The 15,529-nt window shown below is 69.9% G+C and carries 13 protein-coding genes and 1 pseudogene; 7 read left to right on the forward strand and 7 right to left on the reverse strand.

Annotation, left to right across the window (positions count from 1 at the left end; translation table 11 throughout):
• Window position 1: 1 nt before the first annotated feature.
• Both GGR66_RS18420 and GGR66_RS18425 read right to left on the reverse strand, forming a co-directional pair.
• Window positions 2-787 carry an ABC transporter permease gene (locus tag GGR66_RS18420; RefSeq protein ID WP_184449678.1) on the reverse strand — a complete coding sequence of 262 codons (786 nt, stop codon included), beginning with the start codon at window positions 785-787 and terminating at the stop codon, window positions 2-4.
• On the reverse strand, window positions 784-1,686 hold the full coding sequence (locus GGR66_RS18425) for an ABC transporter ATP-binding protein (protein ID WP_184449680.1): 903 nt from the start codon (window positions 1,684-1,686) through the stop codon (window positions 784-786). The genes GGR66_RS18420 and GGR66_RS18425 overlap by 4 nt, the downstream gene beginning before the upstream one ends.
• A gap of 251 nt (window positions 1,687-1,937) precedes the next feature.
• Between GGR66_RS18425 and GGR66_RS18430 the strand changes: the two genes are divergently transcribed.
• The 5 genes from GGR66_RS18430 (at window position 1,938) to GGR66_RS18450 (ending at window position 8,579) form a co-directional block, all read left to right on the forward strand.
• On the forward strand, window positions 1,938-3,185 hold the full coding sequence (locus GGR66_RS18430) for an efflux RND transporter periplasmic adaptor subunit (protein WP_184449682.1): 1,248 nt from the start codon (window positions 1,938-1,940) through the stop codon (window positions 3,183-3,185).
• An 865-nt stretch (window positions 3,186-4,050) separates the two neighbouring features.
• Window positions 4,051-4,740 (forward strand): ABC transporter ATP-binding protein, encoded by a 690-nt coding sequence (locus tag GGR66_RS18435; RefSeq protein ID WP_184449684.1) that lies wholly within the window; start codon window positions 4,051-4,053, stop codon window positions 4,738-4,740.
• Window positions 4,741-4,753: 13 nt separating this feature from the next.
• A complete protein-coding gene (locus tag GGR66_RS18440; RefSeq protein WP_160966349.1) occupies window positions 4,754-5,911 on the forward strand; it encodes an ABC transporter permease in 1,158 nt (385 codons plus the stop codon).
• Between the two features lie 64 nt (window positions 5,912-5,975).
• Complete coding sequence (locus tag GGR66_RS18445) at window positions 5,976-7,286, forward strand: ABC transporter permease (RefSeq protein ID WP_184449685.1); 1,311 nt, start codon at window positions 5,976-5,978, stop codon at window positions 7,284-7,286.
• A 150-nt stretch (window positions 7,287-7,436) separates the two neighbouring features.
• On the forward strand, window positions 7,437-8,579 hold the full coding sequence (locus GGR66_RS18450) for an alpha/beta fold hydrolase (protein WP_184449687.1): 1,143 nt from the start codon (window positions 7,437-7,439) through the stop codon (window positions 8,577-8,579).
• An 89-nt stretch (window positions 8,580-8,668) separates the two neighbouring features.
• On the opposite strand, the gene rarD is transcribed toward GGR66_RS18450, so the two are convergent.
• Both rarD and yedA read right to left on the reverse strand, forming a co-directional pair.
• On the reverse strand, window positions 8,669-9,586 hold the full coding sequence (gene rarD / locus GGR66_RS18455) for an EamA family transporter RarD (protein WP_184449689.1): 918 nt from the start codon (window positions 9,584-9,586) through the stop codon (window positions 8,669-8,671).
• The gene (gene yedA, locus GGR66_RS18460; protein WP_184449691.1) at window positions 9,583-10,488 is read right to left on the reverse strand and encodes a drug/metabolite exporter YedA; all 906 of its coding nucleotides are present in this window, start codon (window positions 10,486-10,488) and stop codon (window positions 9,583-9,585) included. The genes rarD and yedA overlap by 4 nt, the downstream gene beginning before the upstream one ends.
• 392 nt (window positions 10,489-10,880) lie before the next feature.
• Here yedA and GGR66_RS18465 point away from each other — a divergent pair, with 392 nt between their 5' ends.
• A complete protein-coding gene (locus tag GGR66_RS18465) occupies window positions 10,881-11,489 on the forward strand; it encodes a hypothetical protein (protein WP_184449693.1) in 609 nt (202 codons plus the stop codon).
• A gap of 184 nt (window positions 11,490-11,673) precedes the next feature.
• Here the strand turns inward: GGR66_RS18465 and GGR66_RS18470 are convergent.
• From GGR66_RS18470 to GGR66_RS18480, 3 genes and pseudogenes are all read right to left on the reverse strand, one after another.
• Window positions 11,674-11,784 (reverse strand): annotated as a pseudogene (locus GGR66_RS18470) (peptidase); the annotation flags it as partial.
• 108 nt (window positions 11,785-11,892) lie between these two features.
• The gene (locus GGR66_RS18475) at window positions 11,893-12,825 is read right to left on the reverse strand and encodes an MBL fold metallo-hydrolase (protein ID WP_184449695.1); all 933 of its coding nucleotides are present in this window, start codon (window positions 12,823-12,825) and stop codon (window positions 11,893-11,895) included.
• Between the two features lie 299 nt (window positions 12,826-13,124).
• Window positions 13,125-14,417 (reverse strand): tryptophan--tRNA ligase, encoded by a 1,293-nt coding sequence (locus tag GGR66_RS18480; RefSeq protein WP_184449697.1) that lies wholly within the window; start codon window positions 14,415-14,417, stop codon window positions 13,125-13,127.
• 109 nt (window positions 14,418-14,526) lie between these two features.
• Between GGR66_RS18480 and GGR66_RS18485 the strand changes: the two genes are divergently transcribed.
• The gene (locus tag GGR66_RS18485; protein ID WP_255421775.1) at window positions 14,527-15,477 is read left to right on the forward strand and encodes a hypothetical protein; all 951 of its coding nucleotides are present in this window, start codon (window positions 14,527-14,529) and stop codon (window positions 15,475-15,477) included.
• Window positions 15,478-15,529: the final 52 nt, after the last annotated feature.

Genomic DNA, 15,529 nt, shown 5'->3' on the forward strand with positions numbered 1-15,529 from the left:
ATCAGCCGCGGCGCAGGCGCCGCTGCGCCAGTGCGTAGAACACCACCGTCACCGCCAGCAGTGCGGCGACATGGGCGGCACTGCCATGGCCGTCGCCCTGTCCGACCACGCGCAGCGCCAGCTGGCCCAGGTGATAGGACGGCCACAGCGGCGCCAGCGTGGTCAGCCACGCGGGCAGCAGCTGCAGCGGGATCCACAACCCCGACAGGAACGCCATCGGCAGGTAGATCAGGTTGACCAGCGCCGGCGCGCCGCTGCCGCCGGCGTAGGCACCCAGCGCCAGCCCGATCGCGCAGAACGGCAGCGTGCCCAGCACGTCCACCAGCAGCAGCCCGATCCGCTGCATCGGCGTCAGCATGACCCCGCCAAGCAGTGCGGCCAGCGCCTGCAGCAACACCCCGATCGCCAGCGCGAACGCCATCGCCAGCGCGGTGCGCGCCAGCAGCAGCGCCAGCGGCGGCACCGGCATCGCCCGCTTCAGCGCCAGCAGCCCGCGCTCGCGGTCCAGCGCCAGGCCGACGCCGAAGCCGAACAAGGCCGGCGCCATCACCCCGAACACGCTGTAGCTGGCCATCAGGTACACCGCCGCATCGTGGCGCCCATGATTGAGCAGCACGCCGAACAGCAGGTAGAACAGTGGCGGGAACAGCAGCGTCGGCAAGGCGAAGGATGGCGTGCGCAGCCAGCGCAGCACCTCGTAGCGGATTTCGCGCAGCAGCAGCGCGAGCTGGTCGCGCAACGACCAGGCGGCCGCCAGCGGGGCAACGGAAAGATCGATCGGGTTCATGCGGCCTCCGCACGGGTGATGGCGAGAAAGGCGTCGGCGAGGCCGGCACGGCGGACTTCCAGCGCCTGCAGCGCCGGATCGCTGGCGAGCAGCCGCGCCACCACCGGCTCGGCCGGCTCGGCGACCACCTCCAGCACGCCATCGCGGGTGTCGGCGCGGCGCACTTGCGGCCACTGCGCCACCTGCGCGGCCGGCAGCGCGCTACGGCAGCGGATGGTGCATTGCTCGAAGCGCGCGCGCAGCTCGGCGACGCTGCCCTCGGCGATCAGCGTGCCGCGTTGCAGCACCACCACCCGATCAGCGAGCGCCTCGGCCTCTTCCAGATAGTGCGTGGTCAGCAGCACCGCGCAGCCATCGGCGACCAGTTCGCGGATCGCCCGCCACAGGCCCTGCCGCGCCTCGATGTCCAGGCCGGTGCTGGGCTCGTCCAGGAACAGCACCTGCGGCCGCCCGCAGATCGCCATCGCGAACTGCACACGCCGCTGCTGGCCGCCGGACAACTGGCCGTAGCGGCGTGCCATCAACCCGTCCAGCCCGGCCAGCGCCACGCAGTCGGCGACGCTGCGCGGCGTCGGGTAATAGCCGCGCGCCTGCAGCAACAGTTCGCCCACGCGCAGCGTCTCCGGCAGCCCAGCGGTCTGCAGCATCGCCCCGGCCTGGCGGCGCGCCGCCAACGACCGCGGATCCTGCCCGCACAGGCGCACGCTGCCGGCGTCGGGCGTCTGCAGCCCGAGCAGCAGGCTCACCGCGGTGCTCTTGCCGGCACCGTTGGCGCCAAGCAGCGCCAGCAACTGGCCGCGGCGCAACTGCAGGTCGACGCCGTCGAGCGCAACCAGCGCGCCGTAGCGCTTGTGGACGCCGCTGAGCTGCGCCAGCGGCAACGCATCGTGATCGGACATGGGAGGCTCCCGGAATGGCAAGGAGCGTCTAGGCTGCGCCGCGACGGGGCCGCCGCCCAGTGTGGCGCGTCAACTGCAGCGGATGACATCTGTCACTGGCAGCCCCGGCACGATTGCCGCATGCTGCGATCCACGCCGAGGGGCGGCGTTCTCCCGCGACATCGCACCGCAGAAAGTGACTTCCGGCCATGCCCACGGCGACCGGACGCTCGCACACTGCAGCGCGCCGACCGTTTTCGATCAAGGACACGATGAGTACTTCCTCCGACCTGCTCAAGGAACTCCGTATCGACCGCAAGGCGCCGCCGAGCGAGCCGCCGTCGCGGCGCGGGCTGTGGATCGCCGTGGCGCTGCTGGTGGTGCTGCTCGCCCTGGGCGCTGGCGCCTGGCTGCTGTTCGGCCGCAGCAAGCCGCTGGAAGTGCGCACCGCTGCGGTGGTGGCGATCGCGCCCGGCAGCAGCAGCGCCTCGGTGCTGGACGCCAGCGGCTACGTGGTGGCGCGGCGCATGGCCACGGTCTCGGCCAAGATCACCGGCAAGGTCCGCGAGGTGCGCATCGAGGAAGGCATGCGCGTGGAGGAAGGCCAGGTGATGGCGACGCTGGACCCGATCGACGCCAACGCGCAACGCGTACTGTCGGCCTCGCAACTGGATGCGGCGCGCAGCCTGGTGGCCAACATGCAGGCGCAGGTGCGCCAGGCCGATGCCGACGCGCAACGGCTGCAGACCCTGGCCGGCCAGCAGCTGGTCTCGCGCTCACAATACGAGCAGGCGGTGGCGCAGCGCGACGCCCTGCGCGCGCAGTTGCAGAACGCGCAGCGCAACGTCGCGGTGGCCGGCAACCAGCTGTCGATCTCCGATCTCAACGTCGACAACACCATCGTGCGCGCACCGTTCTCCGGTGTGGTCACCGCCAAGGCGGCGCAGCCGGGCGAGATCGTCTCGCCGCTGTCGGCCGGCGGCGGCTTCACCCGCACCGGCATCGGCACCATCGTCGACATGGAGTCGCTGGAGATCGAGGTCGAGGTGGGCGAGTCCTACATCGGCCGGGTCAAGCCGGGCATGCCGGTGGAAGCGGTGCTCAACGCCTACCCGGACTGGAAGATCCCGGCCGAGGTGATCGCAATCATTCCCTCCGCGGACCGCGGCAAGGCCACGGTGAAGGTGCGCGTGGCACTGAAGCAGAAGGACGCGCGGATCGTGCCGGAGATGGGCGTGCGGGTCAGCTTCCTGGAGGCACCGCAGCCGCAGGCGCAGGACAAACCGCAGGGCGTGCGGGTACCGGGCGCGGCGATCGTCAAGCGCGCAGGACAGGACGTGGCGTTCGCGGTCAAGGAGGACAACACGGTCGAGCAGCGCGCGCTGAAGACCGGCATCGCCCTGGGCGACGACCGCCAGGTGCTGTCCGGCCTGGCCGCAGGCGACACGGTGGTACTTGATCCGCCGGAGGCTTTGCATGCCGGCATGCAGGTGAAGACGGCGGAGGCGGCGGCGCAGTAGCGCGCCGCCGTCTTCGCCTGACGTATCCGATGTCCCCGCTGCGGCAGACCGCAGCCGCACGACTCTGGCTTTAGCTGTTGCTTTAGCTGTTGCTTTAGCTGTTGCTTTAGCTGTTGCTGTGGCTGTTGCTTTGGCTGTTGCTTTGGCTTTGGCTTTGGCTGTTGCTCTTGCTTTTGATTTACCGGGTTCCCTTCCGCAGCGGCGGATGGACCGGGGAAAAACCCGAAGGGCGGCGTACATGGATGTACGCCGTTCGCGGCAGGGGCAGGATGCCCCTTCCGCGAATCCCCGGTGCATCCGCGGACCCGGAGCGCGCAGCGCGGAGGGCGCAAGGCAGGGCGCGCTTTCTTTTGGTTACTTTTCTTTGCGCGAGCAAAGAAAAGTGACTCGCCCTTTAGGGCGAAAGCCTTTGATCTTGATTTGCTTCAATCCTCAAGCTTTAAGCGCAACAGCAACAGCAAATGCTTTCGCCTGACGGCGAGTTACTTTTCTTTGCTTGTGCAAAGAAAAGTAACCAAAAGAAAGCACACCCTGCCTACGCGCCCTCCGCGCTAACGCGCTCCGGGTCCGCGTCCAGCACGGGGATCCGCGGAAGGGGCATCCTGCCCCTGCCGCGGACGGCGTACATCCATGTACGCCGCCCTTCGGGTTTTTCCCCGCGCTGGCCGCCGCTTCGGAAGGGAACCCGGTAAATCAAAAGCCGGAGCAACCGCAACGGCAGAAGCAACAGCAACAACAAGAGCAACAACTGCACCTGCCTGCATCGCACCTGCAACCGCAACCGCAACCGCAACCGCAACGGTACCCCCTCGCCGCCATCGGCGACCGCATCGCCTCCACCTCGTCCACCGCCAGGAACACCACCATGTCCACCCTCGTCACCCTGCGCAACGTCACCAAGACCTACCAGCGCGGCCCCGAGAAAGTCCAGGTCCTGCACGGCATCGACCTGGACATCGCCCGCGGCGACTTCGTCGCCCTGATGGGACCGTCCGGCTCCGGCAAGACCACCCTGCTCAACCTGATCGGCGGGCTGGACTCGCCCAGCGGCGGCGAGATCGAGATCGAAGGCCAGCGCATCGACCGCATGAGCGGCGGCCAGCTCGCCACCTGGCGCAGCCACCACGTCGGCTTCGTGTTCCAGTTCTACAACCTGATGCCGATGCTCACCGCGCAGAAGAACGTCGAACTGCCGCTGCTGCTGACCTCGCTCAGCGCCGCCCAGCGCAAACGCAATGCCGAGATCGCGCTGACCCTGGTCGGCCTGGAAGACCGCCGCAACCACAAGCCCAGCGAACTGTCCGGCGGTCAGCAGCAGCGCGTGGCCATCGCCCGCGCCATCGTCTCCGACCCGACCTTCCTGATCTGCGACGAACCCACCGGCGACCTGGACCGGCGCTCGGCCGAGGACGTGCTGGGCCTGCTGCAGGAACTCAACCGCAGCCACGGCAAGACCATCGTCATGGTCACCCACGACCCCAAGGCCGCCGAGTACGCCACCCATACCGTGCACCTGGACAAGGGCGAGCTGGCCGACGCGCCGGCCGCGCACTGAGCGAGGCGATGCCATGAAGTATTTCTCGTTGATCTGGGCACAACTGTTCCGCAGTAAGACGCGGACATTACTGACCCTGTTCTCGGTGATCGTCGCGTTCCTGCTGTTCGGCCTGCTCGACTCGGTCCGCGTCGCGTTCACCGCCGGCGGCTCGGTGGAAGGGGTCAACCGCCTGGTCGTGGCCTCGCGCCTGTCGATCACCCAATCCCTGCCGGTGCGCCTGGAGTCGCAGATCCGCAGCGTGCCCGGCGTGCGCGACGTGACCTATGCGATGTGGTTCGGCGGCATCTACAAGGACCCAAAGGACTTCTTCCCCAACTTCTCGGTCGCGCCGAACTTCTTCGACGTCTACAGCGAGTACGAGATGCCGCCGGAGCAGCTCAAGGCCTTCCGCGACACCCGCACCGGAGCGGCGGTGGGCGAAGCGCTGGCGAAGAAGTACGGCTGGAAGGTCGGCGACGTGATCCCGCTGCAAGCCACCATCTTCCCCCGCGGCGGCAGCAACGACTGGCCGCTGGAGCTGAAGGCGATCTTCCGCGCCAAGGACCGCGCCAACGTGCAGGCGGAAAACCAGTTGATGATGAACTGGAAGTACTTCGACGAGAGCAACGACTACATCAAGGGCAAGGTCAGCTGGTACACGGTGCGGCTGGACAACCCCGAGCACGCCTCGCGGGTGGCGCAGGCGATCGATGCGCTGTCGGCCAATTCCGACCACGAGACCAAGTCGCAGACCGAGTCGGCGTTCCAGCAGGCCTTCGTGAAGCAGTTCGCCGACATCGGCCTGATCGTCACCTCGATCATGGGCGCGGTGTTCTTCACCCTGGTGCTGCTGACCGGCAACACCATGGCGCAGGCAGTGCGCGAACGTATCCCGGAACTGGCCACTCTCAAGACCCTGGGCTTCCAGGACCGCACCGTGCTGACCCTGGTGATCGTGGAGTCGGTGCTGCTGATCGTGCTCGGCGGCCTGCTCGGCATGGCGCTGGCGGCGGCGGCGATCCCGGTGCTGGCCAGCGCCAGCCGCGGCGCGCTGCCGGTGCACGCGGTGCCGGCGCAGACCTGGCTGATCGGTGCGGCGCTGATGCTGGTCATCGGCGTGGTGGTCGGCCTGCTGCCAGCGCTGCGCGCGCAGCGGCTGAAGATCGTCGACGCCCTGGCCGGGCGCTGAGCCCGCACCTTCTCTCCAGCACATCGATGCCACGGACGGCAAAGCAGACCCGAGGAACAACGCAATGAAGATGCAATGGTTATGGAATGTCCTGGCGATCGCGGCGCTGGCGATCGGCCTGGGAATCTGGATCGCCCTGCCCTGGTTCCTGGTCGTGGCGCTGGTGGCGGTGCTGGCCGTGTTACTGCTGGCCACGCGCAGCGGCCGGCTGTCGCTGGCCGCCGCGCGCATCGGCATCGCCAGCCTGCCGCAGCGCTGGGGCGCCAGTTCGGTGATCGTGGTCGGCATCGCCGGCGTGGTCGGCGTGCTGGTGGCGATGCTGGCGATGGGCCAGGGTTTCCAAGCGACCCTGGACAGCACCGGCGACGACACCACCGCCATCGTGCTGCGCGGCGGCTCCCAGGCCGAGACCAACTCGGTCATCCTCCGCGACCAGGTGCCGCTGATCGCCGGCCTGGCCGGGGTGGCGCGCGGCGCCGACAACCGGCCGCTGGTCTCGCCGGAGCTGTCGCAGGTGGTGAACCTGCAGTCCAAGTCCGACGGCACCGACGTCAACGCGCAGTTCCGCGGCGTCGGCGAGCAGGGCTGGGCGGTGCACGACAAGGTCAGGATCGTGCAGGGCCGTCGCTTCACCCCCGGCCTGCGCGAGATCGTGGTCGGCAAGGGCGCGCAGTCGCAGTTCCGCGGCCTGCAGCTCGGCCAGCGCTTGACCCTGGGCAACCAGGCCTGGAACGTGGTCGGCGTGTTCGCCAGCGGCGACGCGCACGACTCGGAACTGTGGACCGACACCCAGACCCTGGCCACCACCTACAACCGCAGCGCCTACCAGTCGATCAGCGTGCGCACCCAGGGCCAGGACGGCTTCCGCCAGTTCAAGGCGGCGATGGACGCCGACCTGCGGCTGAAGCTGGACGTGTTCACCACCCGCGAGTACTACCGCAAGCAGGGCGGCAACCTCAGCAAGGTGCTGGAGGTCCTGGGCACCTTCATCGGCACCATCATGGCGATCGGCGCGGTGTTCGGCGCGCTCAACACCATGTACGCCGCAGTCGCCACCCGCGCCCGCGAGATCGCCACCATGCGCGCGCTGGGCTTCCGCGGGCTGCCGGTGGTGGTGGCGGTGATGCTGGAGACCATGCTGCTGGCACTGCTCGGCGGGGTGCTGGGCGGGCTGATCGCCTGGGCGATCTTCAACGGCTACAGCGTGTCCACGCTGGGCAGCAACTTCAGCCAGGTGGTGTTCCAGTTCAAGGTGTCCCCGCCGCTGCTGTGGACCGGGCTGAAGTGGGCGCTGGGCATCGGCCTGGTCGGCGGCCTGTTCCCGGCGCTGCGCGCGGCGCGGCTGCCGATCACCACCGCCCTGCGCGCGCTGTAGCGCCACGGCTGAACGCGCTGGGTCGGGACCCCTGTCCCGGCCCGGCCCAATGGCGGATGACGCGTCATCGTTTCGTCATCGAAACGCGGTAGAACGGCCGCCGCCGAGGCGCTAGCCTGCGCGGCCATTTGGTTCCACGCCGCCACCCCCATGTCCTCGCGCCTGCGCCTGTTGCTCGTCCTCTGCGCCAGCCTGTGGCTGAGCGCCTGCTCTTCCACCTCGCTCAGCGACCGCCTGGTCGCGCCGGGCGGCGTGTCGCCGCTGATGGACGAGGAACGCATCCAGAGCCTGCTGGCGACCCTGCCCAACCGCAGCGGCCACGTGGTGGTGCCGGGCGGCATCCCGATCTTCTGGCGCGCCATCGATCCGGGCGACTACCACATGCGCTACCGCTACGAGCACGCCGGCCGCGACGCCAGCGGCCACGAGCACGCCGACTTCGCCATGGACGTGGCGACCCCGGCGCCGGCCACGCAGATCGCCCCGCGCGGCACCGTGGTGCTGCTGCACGGCTGGATGATGGACGGCGACTCGCTGCTGCCATGGTCGCTGGATCTGGCCCAGGCCGGCTACCGCAGCATCAGCATCGACCTGCGCAACCACGGCCGCTCCGGCGGCGGCCCGGCCGGCTACGGCACCCGCGAGTCGGACGACGTGGTCGCGGTGATCCGCGCGCTGCGTGCCAGCGGCGAGGTGCAGGGCCCGCTGTACCTGTTCGGCGTGTCCTACGGCGCGGCCACCGCGCTGTTCGCCGCGCAGAAGCTCGGCGACCAGGTCGATGGCGTGGTCGCGATGGAATCCTTCGCCAACGCCGGCCGCGGCATCCGCGACATGATCCCGCACATGCTCGCCAGCCGCCCGCGCGGCTGGATGGCCAGCGCGGCGATGGACCTGGCGCGCTGGCGCTACGGCGGGCAGAACCTGGACGCGGTGATCGCCAACGCCAACCAGCGCCTGGCGCTGAACCTGGACCAGGTCGACGTCACCGCCGCCGCGCGCGCCGCACCGGCCTGCGTGCTGCTGCTGCACGGCAGCGCCGACCAGCACATCCCGGTGGCGCACGGCCGCCTGCTGGCGCTGGACGCACCGCGCGCGCACTACCTGGAGATGCCCGGCGAGAACCACCTGAGCCTGCCGATGCGGCTGGACCTGCTGGCGCCGACCGTGGAGGACTGGTTCGCCGAGCTGCCGGCACAGCGTCACGACGGCCGCTGCCCGCAGCCGCTGCCGCCGCGTGCGGACCCCGAGCTGCAGCTGACCGGTGGGCCGGCCGCGAGCGGTAGCCGCGGCTGAGCCGGGAGTGGGGAGTCGGGATAGGGGATTCGTAAGAGCGGCTGCGCTGGCGACCTAGGCGGGCGCCGGCTCTTGCCAATCCCGAATCCCTAATCCCGAATCCCCGCTCGCCGCCACACACCCGACCGCCATAGACTCTCGCCGGCGAACAGCAGCAACCCGATCCAGATCGCGGCGAAGCCGATGGCCTTGCCGGTGTCGAACGGCTCGCGGAAGAACCACACGCCCAGCAGCAACTGCAGGCTCGGCGCGATGTACTGCAGCAGCCCGACCAGCGACAGCGGGATGCGCCGCACGCCGTAGGCGAAGCCGATCAGCGGCACCGCGGTGACCACGCCGCCGAACACCAGCAGCAGGTCGTTGCGCCAGCCCCACTCGCCGGCGAAGCCGCCGCCGTGACCGGCCTCGCCCCACAGCACGAAGCCCAGCGCCGGCAGGAACAGGTACAGGCTCTCCACGCCCAGCCCGGCCACCGCGTCCACCTGCACCAGCTTGCGCAGCAGGCCGTACAGCCCGAACGAGCCGGCCAGGCCCAGCGCGATCCACGGCAGCGTGCCGGCGTCGACGGTCAGCCAGGCCACGCCCAGCGCGGCGCAGGCCACCGCCAGCCACTGCAGCGGGCGCAGCCGCTCATGCAGCACCAGCACCCCTAGCAGCACGTTGACCAGCGGATTGATGAAATAGCCCAGGCTGGTCTCGATCACATGGCCGGCATTGACCGCCCAGATATAGAGGCCCCAGTTGAAGGCGATCGCCAGGCTGCTCAGCACCAGCGTGGCCAGCGCGCGCGGCTGCGCGGCGATGCGCCGCCACCACTGCAGGCGCGCGCTGTATACCAGCCACGCCACCACCAGCAGCGTGCTCCAGACGATGCGGTGGGCGATGATGTGCGGCGACGGCACCGCCTGCAGCAGGTGCCAGTACACCGGCACCACGCCCCACAGTGCGAAGGTCGCCGCGGTGATCCACAGGCCGCGCCGGGCCTCCTGCTCGGCGACCGCGGTCATCGCCGGGTCCTCGCCACGGTGATCACCACCACGCCGGCCAGGATCACCGCCATCGCGCCGAAGTCGCTGGCGCTGAAGCGCTCCTGGCCGAGCCAGCTGCCCAGCGCCACCGCGATCACCGGATTGACGTAGGCATAGCTGCCGGCCAGCGCCGGGCGCACGTTCTGCAGCAGCCACACGTAGGCGGTGAACGCGACGATCGAGCCGAACACGCACAGGTAGGCCACCGCCAGCATCCCCTGCGCGCTCGGCAAGGTGTGCAGGCGCTCGCCGCTGAGCAGGCCGATCGCCACCAGCATCACGCCGCCGCACAGCATCTGCCCGGCGGCGGCCATGAACGGCATCGGCAGGTCGCGCCCGCGCGACCACACCGAACCGAACGCCCAGCCCACCGGCGCGATCAACAGCAGCACCAGGCCCAGCGGGCTGGCATTGAGACTGCTGCCGGCGTTGAGCCACACCACCCCGGCGAAGCCGACCACGATCCCCAGCCATTCGCCGCGGCTGGCGTGGTGGCCGCGCAGCGTGCCGAACAGCGCCATCCACAGTGGCACCGAAGCCACCGCCACCGCTGCCAGCCCCGAGGACACCTGGCGCTCGGCCAGCACCACCAGGCCATTGCCGCAGACCAGCATGAGCGCACCGAGCATGGCCAGCGGCCGCCACTGCGCGCGCGTGGGCGCGGCCACCCCGCGCCGCCAGCGCAGCACCGCGTACAGCACGCTGCCGGCGATCACGAAGCGCGTGCCGGAGACCACACTCAGCGGCGGCGCGCCGCCTTCCAGGGCGAAGCGGATCGCCAGATAGGTCGAGCCCCAGACGACGTAGACCAGGAACAGGGCGAGAACGACGAAGCCACCGCGCGCAGGTGCGGCGGCGGCCGTGGAAGAAGGGGAAGACATGCGTGCACGCGGAACGGGTATGGCGCAATTCTAGGCCAGCGGCCACCGGCGGCGACAGCCGCGCACCGGCGCCAATGGCGGCACGCTGTTTTGCGCAATTCCGATGCGGGACGGGTGCCTGTGCTTCGTCCCGCCTTGGCGACAGGCGCGCGCGTATCGGCAGGTCGCCCCATCGCCTCGCCATGCTCGGGCGGGGAAATGGAATCGACGTCGCGTCCATCGCGTGCGGCGTAATGCAGTTCGGGTGCGCTCGCCTCCCCTGCGCCGGGACGTCCATGGCAGCGCGGCCGCCGCCTGTTCCGGCGCGTCGCGGCGCCCAGAAAGACCTAAGAGTCCGTTCAGCCGCATGGGCGTATCAGTGCGCCAATCCCTACTGCTCGCTGGGCACCACCATGGCCATCGATACCGCACTGTCGCCACTGGGCACCGTCTCGCCTTACGGGGCGTCGCCCTATGGCTTTCCGGCAACGGGCGCCTCCAGCGATTCGACCCAGGCCGGCAACCCGATCGTGGCCAGCAACGACCCGGCGGCGGTGCAGCAGGCGGTGGAATTGTCCGGCGACGCCTCGGTGATCTTCAGCCTCGGCGGCCTCGCGGGAAGCACCCCGGCCGACACGGGCCTGACCTACAACGCGGCCGGGCTGTTCAACAGCATCGTCAGCGCCGGCCCGACCGATGCGGCCTCGACCTCGTCTGCCGGCAGCTCTACCTCGACCAACGGCGCATCGACCTCGTCCACAGGCACGTCGACCTCGACCGGCACCGCGCCGTATCCCACCCTAGACCAGGCCACCCAGACCTACGACCAGGGACTGCTCGGTACGATTACTACGCCGCCGTCGACCCCGGGCCTGTACAACGCCTCCGGCGTCTTCAGCAGCCAGGGCCTGACCCCGCAGCTGTCGTCCCTGCTGCAGTCCAATCCCAGCCTGAGCGGGACGGTGACCGGCGATCTGCTCAACCAGGGCATCATCGGCGGGTTGATCGATACCACTGCCTGAGCAGTGCTGCGTGGCCGCCTCGGCGGATTGCGCGTTGTTCTTCGGCTTCGCCAAGCGCGTGCAGGATGACATCGCGGCGCTCACATGCGCCTGGCCTGCGTAAAAAAAGCCCCTCCCCGCCGATCGCTCAGCCCGGCATCGCCGGACCACAGGCCTCGGAGGAATCGCAGGGCGCAGGCAACGCATGCCGCTCCAGCGCATCGGCATCGCCGCCCGCGTCGCCGGCCAGCGCATCGTTGGCCGCCTGTGCCGCACCTCCCATGAACAGGGAAGCGGACAGCAGCAACATGCGCATCGGGTTCACGGTCACGACCTGGCAACAAGCGGGCCGCACAGTGTAGAGAATGGCGTCGTGCCGAGACAGCACGGCGACGCATTCGCGTGCGTGCGACCGAAGCGCCGTTCAGCGCGCGGGACGATCCAGCCAGCAGGCCAGGCCCTGCGCGTTGAGCTCGATGTCCATGTGCAGCACGCGCTCCACGCCGGCATCGTCCAGCGGACAGCCATGCAGCCGCGCCCGCTCCAGATACAGCGCGGTCAGCGCCGCGACCAGGCAGCGATGGCGATCGGAGCGCCCATCGCAGCCGCGCGCGATCGCCACCATCGCCTCGAGTTGTTCCAGCAGTTCCGCCGCCAGCGTGTCGGCGCCCTCCACCGGACCGTAGTGGGTGAGATACAGCGTCTGCGGCGCGTACCCGAGCATGCGCTGGATCGAGGCCTGCATCGCGTCCGGCTCGAACTGCACCGGCGACGAGGTCGGGATCGCGAACGCGCCGCGCGCGCTGTCCAGTTCGCGGTAGGACAGGCCGAAGGTGTCGCCGCTGAACCAACTGCGGCTGCGTGCGTCCCACACGCACAGGTGATGGCGAGCATGGCCAGGGGTGTCGATGCACAGCAACTCGCGCCCGGCCAGCGACACGCGATGGCCGTCCTCGGCCACGACCACGCGTTCTGCCGGCACCGGCACGATGCTGCCGTAGCTGCGTGCCATCTCCGCCTCGCCGTACACCGCGGTGGCGCCGGCGATCAGCCGCGCCGGATCGATCATGTGCGCCGCGCCGCGCGGATGCACCAGCAGGCGCGCGTTCGGCAAGTGCTGCAGCAGCGCACCGGCGCCGCCGGCGTGATCCAGGTGCACGTGGGTGAGGATCAGCCAGTCCACCTCGCCCGGCGCCAGGCCGGCGCGCGCCAGCGCGTCCAGCAACAGCGGCACGGCATGGCTGGTGCCGCAGTCGATGAAGGCACCGCGCCCGTTCTCCACGATCAGGTAGGCGGCATCGAACTGCGCGCGCTGGAAGCCGGTATCGACGAGATGGATGCTGGGATCGCGTGGCATGGCGCAGAGCGTGGCTGGGCGAGCCACCATTCTAGGCGGTATGGAGAGCGCTGCCAGTGCCGCGCGGCAGCGGCCGGATGAGGACGAAGGACGGAACCGACCCGACGACCGCGAGGGTTCACCGTGGGAGGGACTTCAGTCCCGACTGCATGCGACCGGCAACCACACGCGCTCGGGGTGTCGCACCAGGACGCGTCGTATGCCTTGTAGGATCTTGTAGGAGCGGCTTCAGCCGCGACGCTTTGCCGTTGAGGCGTCGCGGCTGAAGCCGTTCCTACGACGGACCGCCGTGCGAGCGCTCAGCCCGCCTCACGCAGCCGCGCCAGCGCCGCCAGCACCGTCTCGGCCGGTGCCTCCAGGGTCACCGGCGCCGCCTGCAGCGTGTCGGCCTGCGCGGCCTGCTTGAGCGCGGCGATGGTCTGCCCGGCGTCGCGCGGCGAGGCGAAGCCGCCACTCTGCAACAGCAGCACGCCCTCGCCATCGAGCAGCTTGAAGTAGAACTGGCCGTCGGCCTCGCGGTACTGCTTGAAGCTCGGCAGCGCCTGCTTGGCCGTCGCCGCTTCGGTGGCGCCGCCAGCCTGCGCCGCCAGGTCGCGCAGGCCCACCGCGTGCCGCAACTCGGCCAGGAACGGGATCGCATAGCGTTTGCGCAGCCGCTGCGCGTTGTCGCGCAGGGTCGCCTCGATGTCCTGCGGACGCGCCATCAGTGCCTCGTAGCGCACCCGCATCGGCGCGATCTCGGCATCGATGCGCTCGAACAGCTGCTGCTTGGCCTCGCCCCAGCCGATGCCGGCGGCGAACGCCTGCGCGAACGCGGCCGTCTCCTCGGCGCTGGCGAAGGCCTGGTACAGCTGGAACAGCGCCGAGCCTTCGGTGTCCTTCGGCTCGCCCGGCGCGCGCGAATCGGTGACGATGGCGAACACCCGCTTCTTCAGCTCCTCGCGCGGGGCGAACAGCGGAATGGTGTTGTCGTAGCTCTTGCTCATCTTGCGCCCGTCCAACCCGGGCAGCGTCGCCACCTGCTCGTCGATCAGCGCGTCGGGCAGCACGAAGTGCTCACGGCCATAGACGTGGTTGAAGCGCTGCGCGAAATCGCGCGCCATCTCGATGTGCTGGATCTGGTCGCGGCCCACCGGGACCTGCTGCGCCTTGAACAGCAGGATGTCGGCGGCCATCAGCACCGGATACATGAACAGGCCGGCGGTGACCCCGGCATCGTCGTCCTCGCCGTCGGCACGGTTCTTGTCCACCGCCGCCTTGTAGGCGTGCGCGCGGTTGAGGATGCCCTTGCCGGCGACGCAGGTCAGGAACCAGGTCAGCTCGTTGGTCTCCGGCACGTCCGACTGGCGGTAGAACCACACCTGCGCCGGATCCAGGCCCGCCGCCAGCCAGGTCGCCGCGATTTCCAGGGTCGAGCGCTGCGTGCGCGCCGGGTCCTGCGCCTTGATCAGGCTGTGCAGGTCGGCCAGGAAGAAGAAACTCTCGATGCCGGGACGGCGGCTGGCCTGCAGCGCGGGACGGATGGCGCCGACATAGTTGCCCAGGTGCGGCGTGCCGGAGGTGGTGATGCCGGTGAGAACGCGGGTGGTCATGCGAAATGGACGGTCCGGGGAGAAACCCGGCGAGTTTACCCGCTGCGCGACAACCCCGTTCCGGCGCATGGCGCGTTCAATCCGGCATCCCCGTCCTGGAGTCGCCAAGATGCATCCTCTTCCTCCGCTCCTGTCCCGCCGTTCCCGTTCCCTCGCCGTCCTGGCCTTCGCCCTGGTGTGCATCGGCGGGCTGTGCGGCTTCCGTCCCTGGCCTTCGCCGCCGGCCTCGGCGCCGGCGGTGCAGTTGCAGGTGATCGATCGCGATGCCGGCGAGGCGCCGCTGCCGGCGCATGCCTGGCGCGGCGAGCGTTGGATCGCCGCCACCCCCGGCCACCGCTATGCACTGCGCCTGACCAACCTGACCGGTGCGCGGGTGCTGGTGGTGCTGTCGGTGGACGGCGTCAACGCGGTCAGTGGCCAGACCGCGGCCAGCGACCAACGCGGCTATGTGCTGGCGCCGTGGCAACGCACCGAGATCGCCGGTTGGCGCAAATCTTCCGAGGACGTGGCGCAGTTCGTGTTCACCGATCTTGAAGACAGCTATGCGGCACGCACCGGCCGTCCGCGCAACGTGGGCGTGATCGGCATGGCGGTATTCGACGAAGCGCGGGCATGGCCCGATGCCGTCCTGGGGGACGCAGGCGTCGACGCCGAGAGAGCTGCCAACGCAACAGCGCGCGCGGCAACGCCCGTCGTCCCGGCGCCGGACGTGATGCCTGCACCGGCGCTGGCCGCCGACATGCCGCAACGCAGTGCGGCTGCGCCCCTCGCGGCGGCGCCGTCCGCGGACGCGCGGGCGTATGCGCGCGAAGGCACCTCCGCTGCCCGCGTGCAGCAGCGCCTGGGCACCGGCCACGGCGCGCGCGAGTGGTCGCCATCGCGGGTCACCGAATTCGAGCGCGCCAGCGACGTGCCGATGCAACGGACCGAGTTGCGCTACGACAGCCGCGCACGGCTGATCGCACGCGGTGTGCTGCCGCGTGACCTGCTTCCGCGGCGCGTGGCGGTTGCGCCAAGCGCGTTTCCCGGCGACTACGTGCCCGATCCGCCGGAGCGCTGAGCCTCCCCGGCGCCCAAAAAAGCACGGGCCGCAATGCGGCCCGTGTCGACGA

Source organism: Xanthomonas sp. 3498, assembly GCF_014199795.1.
GTDB lineage: Bacteria > Pseudomonadota > Gammaproteobacteria > Xanthomonadales > Xanthomonadaceae > Xanthomonas_A > Xanthomonas_A rydalmerensis.